Below are 18,313 nucleotides of genomic sequence, written 5' to 3'. Positions count from 1 at the left end.
ATTGATGGTCCCCGAGAGTATAACCAAGCGCCCCCCCCCCCCGTGGGTAGCGCCGCCGAGAAAAATGGCGTGAATAATGCGTAAAGGAGCGGGGGCGTTACCTGCGTCGGTTGGACCAACCTCGGGCTCGGCGCCGGCTCGCGAAGACGCTGAGGTCCAAACGACCGACGTGGATTTCGGAGTGATCGAATCGGCAGAGGCTTCATCGTTCGACGCATTCTAGCAGAGGCCGCTAAGTACAAATGAGTGACCCCCTGAGAGCCTTACCTTGCGGAAGTAGCCGAATGTGGGCGGTCACACGAAATGCCCCAAAACAGCACGTTCCGAGGCTAATCGGACGGGCGTACTCTTTCCGGCGCAAGCCCTCACTGCCTCGGCTCTTCAGGGCGATGGCCGTGACGGATCTTGCACCTAGGTACGGCTCCGTCCCCGACTCGCTAAGCGAGCGTGATCTCGCTGAACGATGCGATCTCGGCGTGCCCGTGCCCCGGCTCGACCGGGGCGTTGCCCGGCCGCACGACTAGCGCCGTTGCTAGGCCCGCCTCGGCGGCGGCGTCGAGTTCGGCGACCACGTCGCTGAGGAACAGCACCTCGCCGGGGGCGAGGCCCCAGTCCTGGAGAATCGCCGCGTAGCTGGCCGCTTCGCGTTTGGGGCCGGTCGTCGTGTCGTAGTGGCCCGAGAAGTGGGGCGTCAGGTCGCCCGCTTCGCTGTGGGCAAAGAACAACCGCTGGGCGTGGATGCTTCCGGAGGAGTAGATCCGTACGTCGCGGCCCGTGTCGCGCCATTGGTCGATCGCCGGGGCGACGTCTGGGTAAACGTGCGCCTTGAGCTCGCCGCTCTTGAAGCCGTCTTCCCAGATCACGCCTTGCAGCTGCTTGAGGCCGGTGGCCTTGATGTCGCCGTCCATCAGGCGGACGACTTCGTCGCGGACGCGGTCGAGCGGCCGCTCGTCGCCGGCGGTCCACTCGGCATAGCCCGCGGCGCCGGCGTCGCGGGCGATCTGGTCGAGCACCGGGACAAGGGCATCGTCTTTGCCGTGCTTAACAAGGTAGGCGCCCAGCTCACGGCGGGCGTAGGGGAACATCACGTCGTAGACGTACGCCACGGCCGAGGTGGTCCCCTCGATGTCGAGCAGCAGGCCGTGGCCGCAAAACTTGATCAAGTATCTATTCGAGGGTGAGAGTCAGGTAGGAATTCAAATGACCAAGCCCCAATGACCAATAAGGCAGGTGAGTTACCCCTTCATTGGTCATTGGTCATTGGTCAAACGCTAGATCTCGACGGCCGGTTTGATGTCGGCCCCGTCGCTTCCCTCCACGTAACGCGGCCCCCAGCAGACCGGGGCGTGGCCCTCGTGGACGTGGTCCTCGAGGTACTCGGGGGTCCAGCCCGTGGCGTCTTCGAACAGGCGGATGCAGCGGATCGTGCGGTCGCTGCAGAGGTGGAACCAGTGCCGCGTGCCGGCCGGCACGTTGATCAGGTCGCCCGCCGTCACGTCGATCGCCAGCACCGGCGAGCCGTCGCCCGGGTTGACCCAGAACACGCCGTGGCCGCGGACCGTGAACCGCACCTCGTCTTCGCTGTGGGTGTGCTCCTTGTCGAACTTGGCGATCAAGGTGTCGAGCCCGGGAGTCTCCGGAGTGACGTTGATCACGTCGGCCGTGACGTAGCCGCCGCGCTCTTTGAGCCGCTCGATCTCGGGGGCGTAGGCGTCCAAGATCTCGGCGTCGGTGGCGTCCGGGCCGATGCGGCCTTCGACGGGCCAGCACTCGTGCCAGATGCCCAGCGGGGCGAGCAGCTCGGCGACCTGCTCGGGGTCGCTCACGGCGGTGTCGGTACCGGCGACGCGTACGGTGGCCATGGCGGGGCTCTGCTGAGAAGGAATGGGAGTCAGGAACAGGCGGCGAGGCGGCGCGCTTCGCATTCGAACAGGTACTGAAAGGCCTCGATGTGCCGCCGGGCGGCGGCGATGTCGGCCCCCCAAGCATACAGCCCGTGGCGGTGGATGAGGAAGCCGTGTTGCATCGGCCGTTGGGGGTCGGCGAGCCGCGCCCGCACCTCCTCGGCCAGCCGGGGGATGTCTTGCGTGTTGGGGAACACGTCGATCCATTTCGCCGTGTCGTGCGTGGCGATCCCGTCGAGGCCCTTGAGCATCTCGTAGCCGGCGATCTCCACCCCGCCCGCCTCGAGGCCGCGCTCGCCCGTGGCGGCGTCCCACACCGAGTGGGTGTGGAGCACCGAGCCGGCCCCGGCGGCGTCGGCCAGCACCACGTGCAGCATGGTCTCGGCCGACGATTTGGCGGCGCCTGACTCAGTGGGGCGGCCGTCGACGCCAACCCGCACGTAATCCTCACGCCCGAGCCGGCCCTTGTCCTTGCCGCTCTTGGTGATCATCAACTCGAGCGGGTCGTCGCCGACGCGGACGCTGAAGTTGCTGCTCGTGGCGAGCGACCAGCCGCGACGGTGAAAATCGGCGCCGGTGGCCGAGAGGTCGTCGAGCAGCAAGGCCTCTTCGGTCATCGCGGGCATCGTCGTAGGGAGCCTGTTCGGTTGAGCGGAATGAGCGGGGGCAAAGTGAGCCGCGAAAACGCCATCGTGGCAGACCCGCCCGAAAGGCGTCAATCGTCGGGTCGCGTGGGTCGTGCGGCGGCTCGGCGAACGTGGGCCGGGTGGCGCCGGTTGGAACGGCTGCCGATGGCTTTTCGGATGTCCGCACGCGATTGTTTCGAGGCCCTGCTCACCGTAATAGGCCATATTTTAGCAGAACAGCAAGCCAATCACGATCAGTCCGCCTGTAGCAACGCTTGAGCCGATGGCCGCACGCATCCTCCGCAACCCGCCCGAGCCGCCGCCGCGGCCCGACAACCGTTCGTCTGATGAGAACGCCGACGCTTCGGGCGGGTTGAGCTTCTTGCTCGATGCGCTCGAGAGCCCGGTCATCAGCCGACGTCGCGAAGGGCGTTACCCGCTCACGACCGAGGTGCTGGTTGCCCCGTGTGACGAGCACGGTGTGCCCAATGGCGACGCGGTCTCGATGGTCACCTGCGACCTTGCGCCGAGCGGCGTGGGGCTGTTGCACACCGAGCCGTTCGAGAGCGAGTATCTCGTGATGGTCTTCAAGCGGACCCCGCTCGCCCGCGTGCGGCTGCTCGTGCGGCTGATCGACCGCGCGGTGATCGGCCAGCTGCACCGGTTCAGCGGCGTGTTGATGCGCAAGATCTGAGCCTTCCGCCAGCGGCGCCCCCGGCGCTCAATCTTGGCTATCATGAGACGCGGCGCCCCGCCGGGCGCGCTCTTCTCGCCATAGATCAATCGCAGGGGATAGGCCACGCATGTCTGCAAGCCAACCGTCGCGCTGTTGCTTTCTTCTCTTCGCTGGGGCCCTGTTGGGCGGAGCCGCTTGGGCCGCTCCCGCCGCGCGGGCGAGCACCCCGGCCGAAGGCGCCAGGCCAGATGCGCCGCCCAAGCCGCGGCTGGTGCTCGTGGGCGACTCGACCGTGAAGAACGGCAGCGGCCGCGGCGACCGCGGCCTGTGGGGTTGGGGGCAGGTGATCGCCGAGCGGTTCGACACTTCGAAGATCGACATCGAGAACCGCGCCCTCGGCGGCCGCAGCAGCCGCACCTACCTGACCGAGGGGTTGTGGGAGAAGTCGCTCGCGCGGCTCCGCCCGGGCGACTTTGTCCTCATGCAGTTCGGCCACAACGACGGCGGCAAGATGTTCGACAGCGACCGCCCGCGGGCGTCGCTCAAGGGCGCCGGCGACGAGTCGGTCGACGGCGTCGTCGAGATGACGGGCAAGAGCGAGACGGTCCACAGCTACGGCTGGTACCTGCGGCGTTACATCGCCGACGCTCAGGCCCGCGGCGCCACGGCGATCGTGCTCTCACCGATCCCCCGCGACCGCTGGAGTGACGGGCAAGTCCTGCGGGCCGACAAAGACTACGGCCTGTGGGCCAAGCAGGCGGCCGAGCAGGCCGGCGCGCCGTATATTGACCTCAACGAGATCACGGCCCGGCGTTTCGAGCGTGACGGCGAGCAAAAAGTGGGCGCCGAGTACTTCACCGAGAAGGACTGGACCCACACCACCGAGGCGGGCGCCCGTGTGGTGGCCGAGTGCGTCGCCCAAGGGATCCGCGACCTCGAAGGCTCTCCCCTCGTCCGGTATCTCAAGCCGAGTAAGCAGCAACCGACAGACGGCGCCGTGTGGCGGTTCGACTTCTTCGAGGACGCTACGGCAGTTGAAGGGCCGGCTTCCACGTCCACGGTGGGCGTCACGCTGGCAACCAAATATTCGCCCGCGACAGGCTATGGCTTCGAGCCCGAGGGCGCCACGCCCACGCTCGCCGGCGACGCCTGCACCTCCGCCGAGCCGTTTTACTTTTCCGCCGCTTTGCCCGAGGGCAACTACCGCGTCCGCGTCCACGCCGCGGGCGCCGAGCCGCTCACGGTAAAATCCGAGCTGCGGCGGCTGGAGCTCCACGGCTGGCGGCCTGACGAGACGGGCGGCGTCGCCGAGTTCCTGGTGAACCTGCGCCGCCCCGAGATCGCCGGCGACGACCGGCGGGTTAGGCTCAAGCCGCGCGAGACCGGCTCGGAGGCGTGGGCCTGGGACGAGAAGCTGACGCTCGAGTTCGCCGGCCCTGCGCCGCGCGTCTCGGCCCTCACGATCGAGCCCGCCCCGGGCGTCCCGACCGTTTACCTGATGGGCGACTCGACGGTGGCCGACCAACCGCTCGAGCCGTGGAACAGCTGGGGGCAGATGTTTCCCTACTTCTTCGACAACTCGGTCGCGGTGGCCAACCACTCCGAGTCGGGCGAATCAATCCGCGGCTCGCTCGGCGCGCGGCGTTTCGACAAGATCTTCAGCCTCATCCGGCCGGGCGACTGGCTCTTCGTGCAGTTCGGCCACAACGACATGAAAGACAAGGCCGACGACGCCTTGGCCAAGTACCGAGAGAACCTCGTGTCGATCGTCGAGCGGACTCGCGCGGCGGGCGCCACACCGGTGCTCGTCACCTCGATGGAGCGCAAGCCCGCCCCCGACCGGCTGTCGCTGGGCGACTACCCGCCGACGGTGCGCGACGTGGCCGAGGAGACCGGCGCCGCAATGATCGACCTGAACAAGATGAGCGCCGAGCTGTACGAGGCGCTCGGCCCGAACGTCGATCTCGCGTTCCAAGACAACACGCACCACACGACCTACGGCAGCTGGCTGCTTGCGAAGTGTGTGGCCCAGGGCATTCGCGACACGGGGCTCGACTTGGCCGACGCGCTGGCCGACGACTTCGGGGGTTTTGATCCGGCCAAGCCGGACCAGTTCGAGAGCTTACAGATCCCTGCGAGCCCACGGCGCGATTGAGGCTTTTTCCCTCCATATTTGATGCGGAGAGGGCAGGGCAGGGAGAAATCGGGCGCCCAGGGTCTGGGTGGCAGCGACACTTGTCCGCAAGACGTTTTGCTAGCGGCGGAAATCGATCGGAGACGTGTCGGTGTCCGCCGCAGGCGGACGACAGGCGAGCTGGTTTGCCTCTTGGGCTAGCGACCACAGACAATCGGCCGTCCGCGTCTCCAATGTTAGCGGCAGATTGCTCGGTCGACTGTCTCCGTGGACCGCGCTGTCAATACAACTCACCTGTGCTAGGCGTTGATTCTGGCCCATGCGACGGAAGCATCTTGCCGTCTTGTACGAGGAATTCCATTTCGAGCTCTTCCCCTCGAAAAACACGGACCTGGGTGCCTTCGGGGAAGTCGATCTCGAATCGGCTGGGGTCCAAGTTTTGATTTAAAGCACATTGGGTCACGGTCGCGCGGTGTACCGATTTGGTTATCGCATTTTTCTTGTATAACTTCTTCGTCCATCCTTTCAGGATCGTTCCTTGGGTCTGGTCCTTCCTATACTTCAGCTCGACTTCCATCGACAAACGTTTACCAAAGTAGTGCCGTAATGCTAAGACAATGAAATCGCGTTCGGGGTCGACATCGACTTCCACTCGACTTCTTCCGATCGCCGGATGCAAACCAAGTCTTACGACATTGCGATTGCTAGTTTCTGGCATGATTGTCATACGGTCCAACAGCATGCCGCTGCGAGCGAGCTCAGCCGCTGTGTCCGTCCAGAGCGTTGTGGTGGTAATGACATTGTGACTGTTGATCAGCGATGGCTCGGGGATCGAGTCACGCAAGCTCCCAAGGATCAGGCCGCTATCCTCAAGGTAATCTCCGTAGCTCATCCCGTTGCAAGCGGCCGCTCGGCTTTTAACGTCGATTAATTCACCGTTGGGTTGGAACCCTGCATTGCGGCGCCAGTAAATCGAGCGTGCGTCATCCTGGAAAGCATAGACGGCCGTTTCGTACAGCGGCTCTGCTGTCTTAATGGCGGCAGAATAGAAAAGCTTATTAGCAGGGTTGCCCGACGGGCCGCGGTCGAGTTCAGTACGGATGTGCGTCGTCTGATCGAGGCTCACGATCCTCGCCGCACGGCTTTCCCATGCTGCACGGATTCTTCTTAAAAGTTCTGAAGACGAATCATTGTCAGAGCTCTGAGCGGCCAACTCGGGATGAACCAGTATGCCAGCCAAGCAAAATACGGCGGCATAACAGGTGGATCTGTTAGTTGCCATGATTCGTGATTTCCTAGCAAGTGAAATGGTGAGTTAAGTTATGCTCATCATTAGGTGATCTCCGGCACGCGGTACCCATCCCGCCCGTGGTGCTCCAAGTGACCATTCGCCGCCCGCGGCGCGCCGCTCGCGAAGCGCTCACGCTCGGCCTCGACCGCCAGCCGCGGGCTCACGCGGAACACCGGCGTGTCGAACGCTACCCCGCGTTTCGCTAGGTCGTTCTCCAGCACGCCGACGACGCGGCGCCAGTGGGGGTCTTGTGAGAGCGAGGTGGGGTTGGGGCCCTCGTCGCCCGGTGCGCCGGCCACCACGGCGGCGTTCGCCAGGTGGCACCACGCCGTGGAGTAGTGGCCACACTCCACGTCGGCATTGAGCAGCGAGGCGTCGCCCGCCCGCACGGCGGTCACGAAGTTCGCGCAGTGGGTCGGCATGCCGCCGTTGCCGGAGAACTCGCGGATCAGCTTGCCGTCGGTGTCGAACGCTTTGCCGCCGCCGCGGCGGCCTTCGTAGCGGCCCCCCTCGCCGTAGACGACGTAGCCGGTGTCGACGCCCGCCTCCCGCAGCCGTCCGCGGCGGCCGCCGACCGGCTCGAGGTTGCTCACGACGCCCACGACCGGGATCGTGTCGGTCTCGAACAGCGTGGCGTGGACGTTCGGCGTTTGGCCGGCGTCGTCCCACACCGCCCGCCCACCGACGGCCGCCACGCTGCGCGGCAGCGGCTGGTCGCCGAGCACCGTATTGCGCACGTCGTCCAGCAGGTGGACGCCCCAGTTGCTCATCTCGCCGTTGCCGGTGTTCCAGTCCCAGTGCCAATCGTAATGCAGCTGGTCGCGGTAGATCGGCCGATCGTGGGCCGGGCCGAGCCAGCGGTCGTAGTCGACCGTGGCGGGCGGTGTGAGCGGCGTGGCGCGTTTACCAATCGCCTTGCGGGCGCCGTAGCGGCAGGCGACCGCGCCGGTCAGGGCGCCGATGCCTTGCTCCTCGTGCAGGAACCGTTTGATTTCGGCCTGCATCGGGTCGCTGCGCTGCTGCGTGCCGATCTGGGCGATCCGGTCGTGCTTCCTCGCCGCGGCGATCATCTGCCGCTGCTCCCACAGGTCGTGGCCCAACGGCTTCTCGACGTAAACGTGCTTGCCCGCCTGGCACGCCTCGATCGCGGCGAGGCAATGCCAGTGGTTACAAGTGGCGATGGCGACCGCGTCGATCGACCCGTCGGCCAGCAGCTCGCGGTGGTCCGAGTAGCGAGTGGCCCCGGGGTACAAGGCGCCCGCCTCGTCGAGCCGCGCGCGGTCAACGTCGCACAACGCCGCGAGACGCACGCCCGGCAGAGCGTTGAAGGTCTTGGCCAGCTCGCCGCCGCGCCACCCCATGCCGATGACGCCGATGCTCAGCTGCTCACCCGGCGCGGCGTGCGCCCGCCGCGAGCCGCAGGCGAGCAACGCGGCCCCGGCCGCCGCTTGCCCCAGGAAACGCCGCCGAGAGGGGTGTTGTGATGGACTCATGGAAATACAGACTCCCCAGGCGATGAGAATAGGAATGAGGCGAAAAGTTCAGGCCGCAAGTTGGCCTGATGGGTCGCCTCAAAGATACTCGAAAAGGGGGCCTAATGCGAAAGTGGGCCCGAGCAGAGAGTCGCTGGCTGCAGGGCAGGGGGGCCGGCCGGGGCAGGCCCTGAGCGGCGTCGAGCGACGCTTGAGCGCGTCGCAAAACCCTAAAGACAAGCGCCCTGGGCACGGGGCGAGCTCAGCGGGAAGGCCGACCGGGCGATCGCCCACCGATCGCCGCGAGCAACGTCAGGGCGCACCCCAGGGCGCTCGGTTCGGGCGCGTTCACAGTGGCCGGCGTTTCGTTCTTCGATTGACCAAAGGTGCTGACCCACAGATCGTAGTCGGCGTCGTCGACCCGGTTGTCGCCGTTGCCGTCGGCGGCCAGGCCCGCGCCTGTTGCGCCACGGCTGTCACGCCAGACGGTGAAGTCGGCGGCGTCCACCTTGCCGTCGGAGTTGTAGTCGCCCAAAGGCTCGGCCAAGCGTTTGCCGAACAGCAGGTTGTCGACGTGGATCGCTCCGCCGTCGTAAGCGGGCTGCTCGAAGACGATCGAGAGCCGCGCTTCTTCGGCGCCGTCGGGCGCGACGACTTGCATCGCGTGCTTCGACCACAGGTCGGTGGGCGTCGCGGCGTCGGCGAACCATTGCGTGTGCTCGCTGAGCATCGCGTCGCCGCCGTGCTTCGCCCCGTACTCGCTGTAGAAGTCGATCTTCATCGCCACCCGGTTGGCGCCGGCCAAGGCGTCCGCCGACCGGACCAGCGCGTGGAGTTCGGCGAGGATCTCATCTCCCGGCTGGACCGTCACGCCTTGGGCGACGCCCGAGTGGTTGAGCCCCTCGCGGTACGAGCCGAACACCTTGAGGCTGGCGGTCCCCGAGCGGACCGCCTCGTCCGCGACGCGGACATTCGGATTGCCGGGCAAGTCGTTGCCGAACACGCTCCAACCCGACAAGCCGCCCTCGGTCTCAAAGTCGCCGTTGGCCTCGAAGCCGCCGTTGGTGAAGTCGACGACGCCCGGGGCGCCCGTCGCCTCGAAGACCCGCACCGAGTCGACCCGGAACTCCTGGGGCCAAACGGTCGAGGCGTTCGGGTTCGGGAGGAAGTCGCCGCCGACCGCCGTGTTGATCACCAACCGCATCGGTTGCGTGCTGCCCGAGAGGAACCCGCCGATGTCCTCGTCGTGGACCGTGTAGTGGTTCACCCCGTCGACGTAGAACCGGAGGTAGCTCGGGGTCCAGTCGACCGCGTAGGTGTGGAAGCCCTGGTCGTAGCGCGTGGTTTGCCCGCTGATCGTCGCGGTCTGCTGCTCGCTGTAAACGTAGTCATGGAAATAGGGCGGGTTGGTCCCGTAGTGGAACGCGCTGCTCGTGCGGGTCGGCTGGTTGCCGCGGTTCTCCATGATGTCGATCTCCCCGCCGCTCGGCCACGGGTGAGCCGATGTGTCGGGCAACAGCCAGATGGCGGGCCACATGCCGGTCGACACGGGCAGCTTGGCGCGCACCTCCCAGCGCCCGTAACGCTGCGCCGATCGCGACTCGATCAGTCCCGAGCGGTAGAGCAGCGAGCCGGCGGGTTCGTTCTCCGAAATGATCACCAGCTCACCCGCGTCGACGCTCACCTGCGACGGCAGATAAGCGTGCAGCGAGTTGTTCGTTGGCCTGTAGCTGGTTGCCGCGTTCCATCGCCCGCTGTCGAACGACTCGAAACCGTCCTCCCAGGCCAGGCTCCACTCGGGCGCGTCGGCCGCCACACGGCCCGGGGCGAACGCGCACGCCGCTGCAGCCAGCGCTACGAGGGCTGGGAAGAGCCTAGGGCGTCGATGGGCGCCGCCGTGCGTAAGAACACTCTTCAAGGCTGCTTCTCAATCCGCATCGAGGGCGAAGTCGTACACGTTGGATCCCGATTCGACGTCCACGCGGAAATTCGAACCATTGGGGTCGGCGTACCTGGCTGGCGTTAACCTCCTCGCCGAGCGGGGCACGCCCGGGATGTCTTCGCCGATGAGCTGCGAGGCGGAGATCGTGACCAGGTAGGGCCCCGGCATCACCCCGTTCTGAGTGCCGGTAGTCACCGTGTACTCGCCGTTCTCGTCGAGAAGCCCCACGGCTGGCGCCCCCGTGCCGCCCTCGGGGTAAAGGTATATCGTCGCCCGCGTGTCGCCCCCGCCTTTGAGCGGGGCGCCGTCGAGAGTGACCGTGCCGCTCACCGAGGCGAGGCCGTTGCCGCAACCTTGGCAGAAGAGCAGCGTGAGCAAAGCGGCCGCGATGATCATCGGCCCGCGAGGTTGAAGCTTTTCGTTCACGTTTGTTCTCCCCCCTGGGCCTCGGGGCTTAGTGGAACCGCGTTCTCTTTGGCGGTCGCGTCGTCGGCCGCAGCACCGGTATCCGGCGAGGGCGTCTCATCGGTCGCAGGTTCGTCGGTTGTAGGTTCGTCGGTTGTAGGTTCGTCGGTTGTAGGTTCGTCGGTTGTAGGTTCAGGCGTGGCGGCGTCGCTCTCTTGAGGGGCGTCTGCCTCCTCTTCTTCCGCTCCCCCCGCTTCTTCAGGGCCGGCTTCTTCAAGGTTGGCTTCGTTCTTGGGTGGCGTGGGCGTGACCGCCGGGCCCGCGGAGGAATCGAGATCGATGACGATCTTGTTCACGCCGTTGACCACCGTGAAAAGGAGGCCCGAGGTCAACGGGTCGGAGTAAACGGCGGGCGTGATCGGCTTGCCGCTCGCCCCCTCGCCCTCGGAACCGGGCACGAGCTCGATCACCCGTACCGAAACGAGGTAGTCGCCCGGCGCCAAGCCGGCCGAAGAGCCGGTGGCGACGCTGTACCCTCCCGCCGGCGTAATCAGGCTTGTGCAGGTGGCTCCGCCGGCGACCGGACGGAAGATCACCATGCCCCGCTGGCCCTCGCCGATCTTCATCGCCGAGCCGTCGAGCTGGACAACGCCCGAAACCGTCGCGGTTCGTTCGTTGCATCCGGAAGACGCAACCGCGAGGGTCGCCACGATGAGGGCAAATCGATTCGTGAATCGATGCATGAGAGTCGCCTTGCTAGGATCTCGGGGGGGCGTTTGGCGCCGCGAGTGATGGGGCGTCTGGAAACCGGCGGCGCGGCCGGCAAGGCTCGCGCTCGAACGAACGCGTCTCACAAGCTGGCGCTGATCGATTCACCGCCGTTGCGGGTGCAGCTGACGCGGTACAGGACGTTGTCGACCCCGTCGGTGACAAACCGAACCGAGCCGTCAACAAGAGCGAAATTGGCGCCGCCTACGTGCTTGCTGCGGAACCCTCTCTGCTCCCACCAGAAGGCCGGATCGACCGTGCCTGGCGGGAGGCTCATCAGGTTGTTCAGCGGCGTGTTGCCGCTGCCCCAATCGCCGTCGGAGTAGAAGGCCGCCGAGTGGTAGTTGTAGGCCGGCACGTCCTCGCCGATCAAGAAAGTCTTGCTCGTGCCATCGGTCACGGTCGAGATCTTCACCGGCCGGCGCCACGACTGGCGAAAGAAGATGCCCCGGCAGCGGGTGTCGCGGTGGCAATCATACTGGGTCGTGTAGGGCTCGGGCGGCTTGTCGTAGATCCCGCTCGGGTATTGCGACGCGGCGTTGGTGAAGGTCGTCCCGTTGGTCTCGCCGATCACGCTGTCGCCGAGAACGCCCTTGTAGCTCGTCGTGGCGACGTCGCACGACGGCCAGCCGTACTGCTGGCCGGAGAGTTGGAGGACCGATTCGTCCGAGGGGCATTGCAGCATCTCGAGCTGGGTCCTCATCAACTCCGGCACGCTGACGTCGCCCACCTTCGACGCCAGCCCCTTGCCGGGCGCGGGCGCACGGCATTGGCCGAGCACGTAAACGCCATCGAAGGCGCCCCCCGCTTCGAATTGGTCGTAGAGCGGCTGCTCTTCGATGTACGGCAGCACGTGCAAGATCCATCCCGCCGCCGAGCCACGGCCCTCTTGGCCGTCGAACGTGCCGTAGTAGCCCGAACTCTCGGGGAAATGCGACTGAGCGTCGTGGTAGTTCAAGCAGGCCAACGCCAGGTTCTTCTCCTTGTTCCCGCAGCTCATCCGCCGGGCGGCCTCGCGAGCCGATTGCACCGCGGGGAGCAGGAGGGCGACGAGGATGCCAATGATCGCGATCACGACCAGCAGTTCGACGAGCGTAAAACCGCCTTGGCGATTCGGGAGGGGGGGAGTCCGCATCGGGATACTGCTCCGTAAAAAGGTGTTTCTTCCGCACCGGGCGCCAACGCTCAAGGGCGTCGTAGCGCGCCGAATAATAGAAGTCCGCCGAGGAGACAAGCCAACGTCGCCGGCTCGGGAACGGCGTTCGCAGGCGTGCCGGCGACCATGCCGAAATTGTTGACCCATTGGTCGTACTGGGCGGCGCCGATGGTCCCGCCGATCGGGTCGTTCGGCAGCGTGACGCCGCTGTCCCGCGCGTCTCGCCAAACGGTGAAATCGGCGGCGTCGACCACGCCGTTGTCGTTGTAGTCACCGGCCACCCCGAGCGGGGCGATCGGGTCGAGCAGCAAGAGCGAGGCCTCGTCGAAGTGCACCGCCCCCGGACCGAAATTGCCGTCCTGGACGAAGAACAAGTTGTAGCGCACGAACGAGGTCCCCGTTGGGGCGATGGCGTCGACGGTGTACTCGATCCACTCGTCCTGAATGCTCGGCAGGTTGCCGTCGCGGCTGTCGAAGATGGGGGTCTCTTTGCCGTTGGCGTTGGCCGAATCCGGGTTGGCCGCGAATTCCTTGAGCACGGCGCCCGCCGAGTCGTGGAAGGAGAGGTTCAGGGTGGTGTAGCGCACCTGGTCGTCGCCGTTCGTGGCGATCGAGTCACCGCTCGGCGATTGCGCCATGACCGACGCGCGAAACTCTTGTCCCTCGGCCGCCGCGATGTTCTGCCAAACGCCCGAGGCGTCGAAGGTCGGTTTGAACGGGCCGTAAACCTTCAGGCCGTTGAACCCCTCGGCCGGCGCGACCGACTCGCCGAAGTCGATGTAAGCGTTGTTAAAGGCGACCCATTCTCCTGTCCCCGTGGCGGAGTCGAACGTCGGCGGAGGCCCGTTCCCGGAAACCGAAGGCAGCTCGAACGTGTTCTCGAAGCCGCCGTCCGAGAGCAGCTCGGTCGCGTTCGTGCTGAGCCGCTCGATGTGGACCGAATCGACCTCAAGCGTGTAGGTCTGGTTGTTCGCCGGGTTCGCCGTCGGTTGCAGCCCGCTGTTGAAGGCGGCGCCAAAACCCTCGTCCGGGGCCCAGAGGTTGAAGTGCGACTTCATCGGGTCGTCGGGGACCACGCCGGTCTCGCGGCGGACGAGCGTGTTGTCGATGTAGTAGTCGACCCGGGCGGGCAGCCAATCGATGCGGTAGTCATGGAAATCGGTCAGGTCGAAACCGCCCGAGACCGACGACGTGTTGATCGTCTCGCCAATGCCGCCGGAAGTCGGTCCCGTGAACGGGCCGTCGTTCCAAACGTTCGTGAACGTGCTTTGGGGGGCCGGGCCTTGGGCGACATTGCTGAGCAGCTCGTGGTCGATCTCGTCGCGGACCAGAACGCCCGAGTTGGGCGGGTCTTGCCGCTGCACGTCGTAGAGGAACCCCGCTCCGACCAAGCCACCCGGCAGGCCGTCGCGGAACCTCATCCGCGCCTCCCAACGGAGGCCGCCCGCGCGGGCGAAATTGGTTTTGGTCAGCAGGTCCGTGCCGTAGAAGGCGTTGCCGGGGTCGAGCGGGTTGTAGGTGTCGAGCTCGATCAGCGCGACCCGCCCGTCCGAGCTGCCTCCCGCTGCGGTTGCGAAGTTTTCTACCGGCAGATCGAATCGGAGCTGGGTCCGGCCCAGAAAGTCTTCGCCGCCAAAGGGCGCGCGGTACGCGGAAAGATCGACAACGCCATCGCCTTGGGCGCCGATCGGACCGTTCGAGTCGTCGAAGTCGTCATGGAGCAACACCTGCCCCGATGCCGCTGCGCTGAGCGTCGCGACCAGCGTCGCGGCGAGAGCTACGACGATACGACTTTGGGCGTAACCACGCATATCCGCCACCTTCATCATGTCTGGTAGTGAAGAGAGTGAGAATCTTGATGAGTGCTTATGCAGCCACGCGCGCCGGCGGCATGGACCGCATCGGCCGTCGCGTCGTGGGGCCTCTGTCAGGCAGCCCCACGAACGCGATCGGGCGATGGCCTCGCGAAACGGTCAGCTCCGGCGACGGGATGCAGCGGCGCCAAACAGGGCCAAGCCCGCCAGGATCAGCGACGTCGGCTCGGGGACACGCAACGAGAAGAACGCGTCGTCGTATTTCGGCGCTCCGCCAATGCCGGTCATGCCGCCGCCGTTGAAGTCGCCGGTGATGAGCACCAGCCGGGCCAACGCCGTGCCGGCGGGGGCGACGCCGCTGACGGGCCTTAGCAGCCAGTCTCCCGTGGGGGTGGTCGATATCGTGTCGCCATTGCTGATGAACCCGACCTGTCCGCCGGCGCCGTCGATCCATTCGATGTTGACCGCGGCCACTTGCCCGCCCGACATCGCATCGCCGGCGTCATTCAGCACGTAGGCCCCGCCGTCCCAAATCTGCCCCGGACTCGCAGGGAACTCTTGATAGACGCCCGAAGTGCCGCCAAACATCTTGAGAGACTGGTCGCCCGAGTTCGGCGTGACGACCGCTGAGTTGACCGTAAAAGTGCCGCCGCCGAAGTCGCTCCAGCCGGTGGCGCCGAAGTACTCCACACCAGGAGCGGTCGAAGGATCCTCGAAGCCGGGGTTTACGATGAGGTTCGCGTGGGCATTCGCCATGGCGAAAGCCGTAACAGCCAGGAAACCGATCGCGCGGAACATGGAGTTCACTCCTGAGAAGAGAAACAGAAAAGTCAAAGAAGCCGAGAAGAGCCTGGGTAGCCTCAGGGCCAACGTGGCCGTTCGAGGCGAATCAGAATCAGCAAGCGAGAAGAGCAACGGAGAACTATAGGGGCCGACTCAAAAACGACCCTGCGAAAAAGCGAGCAACCAAAGTAACTAAAGTAACAGTTATCCGTTCTAGGAGCTCGGTTCGCTCTCGTCAAGCAATTTCTGAGGTGGTTGTGACTATCCGTAGAGTGCGTGTAAAGCGTTGTTCTTTGTATTAATATGCTTATTTGCACGCAGGTCGATTCCGGGTTAAGGTAAAGTAACTGTTACATCGATATGCCACCTAAGGACTCGTTTTGGGCTCAATCAGAGAAATCGCACGCGAAGCTGGTGTCTCGATAGCCACGGTTTCACGCGTGCTGAACGGCAACAACACGGTGAAGCCAGAGCTGCGACTGCGCGTGCTCGAAACGGCCGAGGCCAAGGGGTACGCGCCGACCGTGGGCAAACGAACCGCCGAGCGTATTGCGTTGCTCTACACCGACCAATTTTTTCTTGGCTCGCCCTACGACTCGGCCTGCATCGTCGGGCTTGGCCGCGCGATGCGGCGATCGCCGTACGATCTCGCGTTGCTCGACATGACGCGCGACCGGGGTGTGGGCGAATCGCTCAAGCAGTTCTTCGCGCGCAAGGGGGTTTGCGGCGCCGTTGTCCGTTCGGCCGTCGAGCAGCGTGCTGAGCTGGTCACGATGGCGGCCGAAGGCGCGCCGCTTGTCGTTATCGGCGATCACTTTGAATGCGACGATTTAAGATTCGTCTACGCCGATTCGCGCGCCGCCAGCCGTGAGGCGTTAGAGCATCTTGTTTCGCTCGGGCACCAAAGAATCGGCTTCGTCACTTGTGACCGTGAAGACGGCGACCACAACGACCGACTGGGCGCCTACCGCGAGGTGCTCGAAGCCGCGGGCGTTTATCGTGAGGAGGACATCCACCGAGTGCCCCCGTTCCGGATGGACGGCTCGCCGCTTGTGCGGAGGATCTTGAGCAAGAGCGATCGTCCGACGGCGCTCTTCATCGCGGACCCGCTCGTGGCTGTCGGTGTAATCAACGAGGCCCAGCGACTCGGGGCCAGTGTGCCGGGAGACCTTTCGGTGATTGGCTTCGACGATTGGGACACACGCAACACGGTGCTCCCCCGCATGTCGGCCGTTTGCCAAGACTCCGCCCTGATCGGCGAGGCCGCTTTCGACGCCGTTCGTGCGCAGGTCGAAGAGAAGCCAACCCCGTCGATGACGGCCAAGGCGCAGGAGGCTTGGTTCGAGATCCACGACACGACCGCTCCCCCCCCCTCGAAGGTCAAGCGGTTCTTCCCCAGCTCGTCATCGGCCTCCTACGCCACGCGACCGGACTGAGCGACCGCCACCCAGCACGGATTGCACGACCGGGAGGCGATGCGCGTTGAATAAGGACGGTGTCCCTTACCGGCAGCACCCTTTCAAGAAATCGCGCATCCTGCGCGGACGACAATACGGTTGGCAAGGCCGTGGGCCAACTCGGATTCGGTCGCCCAATCGTTCGGAGAGTCGACGTCGACATCACCGACTTCAACGTCTTGCGAGACGCCTTCCGCGCCTCAGCAGCGAGCGTTGCGGCCATGGTCGCTGCTTTCTCGCTGCATAGAGAGCGTTCGGGGCCCCTCCCGAAGGCTCGCCGATACTAAGCCGACGAAACAAGACCGTCTATAAGACTTGGCAGTAAGCGCGTTGAGTGGCGCGAATCAACGTGTTTAGAGCGGTTTACTCATTGGTGTAGACGCTCGGCTCGCGATCGGCGTCATGGCTTCGTCAGCCTGCATCGACAATGCACCGCATTGCCTGCTTCGGCTTCCTCGCCACGCCGCCAATCGCTTCCCCGCTCGTCCACACCAATTCGAAAACCGCTCTAAGCTGATCTTGAGGCAATAGAAAAAGCCGCGGCGGACCCCAAGGACCCGCCGCGGCTGCGTGCAGAAAGATGCGAAGTGTTCGTTCGCTCAGCTCCGGCGGAACGCGAGACCCGAGATCGCCAAGACCGCGAGCAAGGCGGCGGCCGGCTCGGGGACGATCGCGGCGAAGCCGGGCGAGGCGACATCCTGAGCGCTCGCGTTGCCGATGTCCGGGTTGACGATCAGCGCCGTGAAGGCGCCGTCGACGCCCGCGGCCGAGGCGCCCCAGTTGGCGCCGAGGTCGTTGGCGGCCGACGTGAAGCCGCTCGGGAGCAGGTAGAGGCTCTCCCCGTTGCCGGCGGGCCAGCCGTTCGTGCCGCCCTCGTAGTTCACGGCGTCGACCAGCGTGTTGGCCGCGTCGAAGATGGCGGGGGTCTCGTTGGTCGCGCTGGCGCTGTTGGCGAGGCTCACACCGGTGTTGGCGCCCGCGACGGTGAAGTTAATGACTTGGACGCCGGCGCCCCAGATCGACTGGAACGTGGCGGCCTCTTGGCCCGTGATGACGGCCGAGGCGCCGCCGGCGAGTTCGGTGCCGGCGTCGAAGGGGTCGGAGTAGCTGGCGTCCTGGTCGTCGCCGTAGACCCAACCGCTGAGGTCGACAGTCGACGCGCCGGTATTGGTGATCTCAACCCACTCGGTTACGCCGCTCTCGCTGCCGCTGAGGTTGTAGAAGATCTCGGAGATGATGATCTCGCCGGAGGCGGGCGAGGTGAGGATAGCGGCCAGGGCCGCCAGGCAGGCTGTCTTCATGAGTCGTTGTCCAGAGGGTGAAAGTCAGAAGAAAGTACGAATCGTTCGCGGGGCCGATCCGGACGACGCGGCGGGCGCCGTGGATCGGCCTCTTGGCTGGGCGGCCAATGCTGCGCGCTCAGTCGGAGGTCAGCTCGAAGTTGAACTCGTGCGAGCCGTGGGGCTCGACGGTGCGGGAGAGCTCCGACCGGCGGTTGTAGCGGGCCGCGATCGTCGCGTCGGCCGTAGGCTCGTCCTCGCCCTCTTCGCGCTCGCCGGTCGTGATCTTCACGACCATCTCGCCCGGCAGGCAGCCGGCGACATTGCGGTCGCGGAAGAGTTGGTATAGGCCGCTGCTGTCGGTCGTGCCGAAGCAGATGCGCGGCGGCAGCTTGTCCGCCTCGACAAACTCGACTCGGGCCCCGGAGAGGGGCTCGCCGTCGAGGGTCACGACGCCCTCGACGTGGGCGAGCTTCAGAACGCTGTAGTCGGGACCGGGCCGGCCGCCGCAACCGCAGGTCAGCGCCGCGGTGATCGCCGCTGCGATCGCCATCAGGAGCGGGGCGGGGGAGAACGCGTGTTTCATGGTTGGTTCTTGTCTCGGG

The 18,313-nt window shown here is 65.5% G+C and carries 16 protein-coding genes; 3 read left to right on the top strand and 13 right to left on the bottom strand.

Features of this window, described 5'->3' with window-relative positions; translation table 11 throughout:
- Positions 1 to 437 precede the first annotated feature (437 nt).
- The 3 genes from mtnC to mtnB form a co-directional block, all read right to left on the bottom strand.
- Complete coding sequence (gene mtnC, locus Mal64_RS19520; RefSeq protein WP_146403558.1) at positions 438 to 1,163, bottom strand: acireductone synthase; 726 nt, start codon at positions 1,161 to 1,163, stop codon at positions 438 to 440.
- Between the two features lie 108 nt (positions 1,164 to 1,271).
- Positions 1,272 to 1,862, bottom strand: coding sequence for a 1,2-dihydroxy-3-keto-5-methylthiopentene dioxygenase (locus Mal64_RS19515; protein WP_146403556.1), 591 nt, complete (start codon positions 1,860 to 1,862; stop codon positions 1,272 to 1,274).
- A 29-nt stretch (positions 1,863 to 1,891) separates the two neighbouring features.
- Positions 1,892 to 2,530, bottom strand: coding sequence for a methylthioribulose 1-phosphate dehydratase (gene mtnB, locus Mal64_RS19510; protein WP_197525908.1), 639 nt, complete (start codon positions 2,528 to 2,530; stop codon positions 1,892 to 1,894).
- A gap of 283 nt (positions 2,531 to 2,813) precedes the next feature.
- Between mtnB and Mal64_RS19505 the strand changes: the two genes are divergently transcribed.
- Positions 2,814 to 3,224 carry a hypothetical protein gene (locus tag Mal64_RS19505; RefSeq protein WP_146403554.1) on the top strand — a complete coding sequence of 137 codons (411 nt, stop codon included), beginning with the start codon at positions 2,814 to 2,816 and terminating at the stop codon, positions 3,222 to 3,224.
- Positions 3,225 to 3,333: 109 nt separating this feature from the next.
- Entirely contained in the window at positions 3,334 to 5,361 is a 2,028-nt protein-coding gene (locus Mal64_RS19500; protein ID WP_146403552.1) for a rhamnogalacturonan acetylesterase, read from the top strand.
- Between the two features lie 259 nt (positions 5,362 to 5,620).
- Here Mal64_RS19500 and Mal64_RS19495 read toward each other — a convergent pair whose 3' ends face one another.
- From Mal64_RS19495 to Mal64_RS19460, 8 genes are all read right to left on the bottom strand, one after another.
- On the bottom strand, positions 5,621 to 6,622 hold the full coding sequence (locus Mal64_RS19495; RefSeq protein WP_146403550.1) for a hypothetical protein: 1,002 nt from the start codon (positions 6,620 to 6,622) through the stop codon (positions 5,621 to 5,623).
- Positions 6,623 to 6,672: 50 nt separating this feature from the next.
- Complete coding sequence (locus Mal64_RS19490; RefSeq protein ID WP_146403548.1) at positions 6,673 to 8,124, bottom strand: Gfo/Idh/MocA family protein; 1,452 nt, start codon at positions 8,122 to 8,124, stop codon at positions 6,673 to 6,675.
- Positions 8,125 to 8,365: 241 nt separating this feature from the next.
- Positions 8,366 to 10,021: a family 16 glycosylhydrolase gene (locus Mal64_RS19485; RefSeq protein WP_146403546.1), complete on the bottom strand. Its 1,656-nt coding sequence runs from the start codon at positions 10,019 to 10,021 to the stop codon at positions 8,366 to 8,368.
- Between the two features lie 9 nt (positions 10,022 to 10,030).
- Entirely contained in the window at positions 10,031 to 10,471 is a 441-nt protein-coding gene (locus Mal64_RS19480) for a carboxypeptidase-like regulatory domain-containing protein (protein ID WP_146403544.1), read from the bottom strand.
- Complete coding sequence (locus Mal64_RS20020) at positions 10,468 to 11,193, bottom strand: hypothetical protein (protein ID WP_197525907.1); 726 nt, start codon at positions 11,191 to 11,193, stop codon at positions 10,468 to 10,470. Before Mal64_RS20020 ends, Mal64_RS19480 begins: the two co-directional genes overlap by 4 nt.
- Before the next feature lie 107 nt (positions 11,194 to 11,300).
- Positions 11,301 to 12,353 (bottom strand): DUF1559 domain-containing protein, encoded by a 1,053-nt coding sequence (locus Mal64_RS19470; RefSeq protein ID WP_197525906.1) that lies wholly within the window; start codon positions 12,351 to 12,353, stop codon positions 11,301 to 11,303.
- Between the two features lie 50 nt (positions 12,354 to 12,403).
- A complete protein-coding gene (locus tag Mal64_RS19465) occupies positions 12,404 to 14,185 on the bottom strand; it encodes a glycoside hydrolase family 16 protein (protein ID WP_197525905.1) in 1,782 nt (593 codons plus the stop codon).
- A gap of 162 nt (positions 14,186 to 14,347) precedes the next feature.
- Positions 14,348 to 14,986: a PEP-CTERM sorting domain-containing protein gene (locus Mal64_RS19460; RefSeq protein WP_146403536.1), complete on the bottom strand. Its 639-nt coding sequence runs from the start codon at positions 14,984 to 14,986 to the stop codon at positions 14,348 to 14,350.
- Between the two features lie 365 nt (positions 14,987 to 15,351).
- Here Mal64_RS19460 and Mal64_RS19455 point away from each other — a divergent pair, with 365 nt between their 5' ends.
- Complete coding sequence (locus tag Mal64_RS19455) at positions 15,352 to 16,407, top strand: LacI family DNA-binding transcriptional regulator (protein WP_146403534.1); 1,056 nt, start codon at positions 15,352 to 15,354, stop codon at positions 16,405 to 16,407.
- Between the two features lie 620 nt (positions 16,408 to 17,027).
- Here the strand turns inward: Mal64_RS19455 and Mal64_RS19450 are convergent.
- Entirely contained in the window at positions 17,028 to 17,729 is a 702-nt protein-coding gene (locus Mal64_RS19450; RefSeq protein WP_146403532.1) for a lamin tail domain-containing protein, read from the bottom strand.
- Positions 17,730 to 17,847: 118 nt separating this feature from the next.
- Complete coding sequence (locus tag Mal64_RS19445; RefSeq protein ID WP_146403530.1) at positions 17,848 to 18,294, bottom strand: hypothetical protein; 447 nt, start codon at positions 18,292 to 18,294, stop codon at positions 17,848 to 17,850.
- Positions 18,295 to 18,313: the final 19 nt, after the last annotated feature.

This window comes from Pseudobythopirellula maris, assembly GCF_007859945.1.
In the GTDB taxonomy this organism is placed as follows: Bacteria; Planctomycetota; Planctomycetia; order Pirellulales; family Lacipirellulaceae; genus Pseudobythopirellula; species Pseudobythopirellula maris.
Note: the sequence above shows the minus strand (reverse complement) of the source record. Positions and strands in the feature narration are given on the sequence as shown.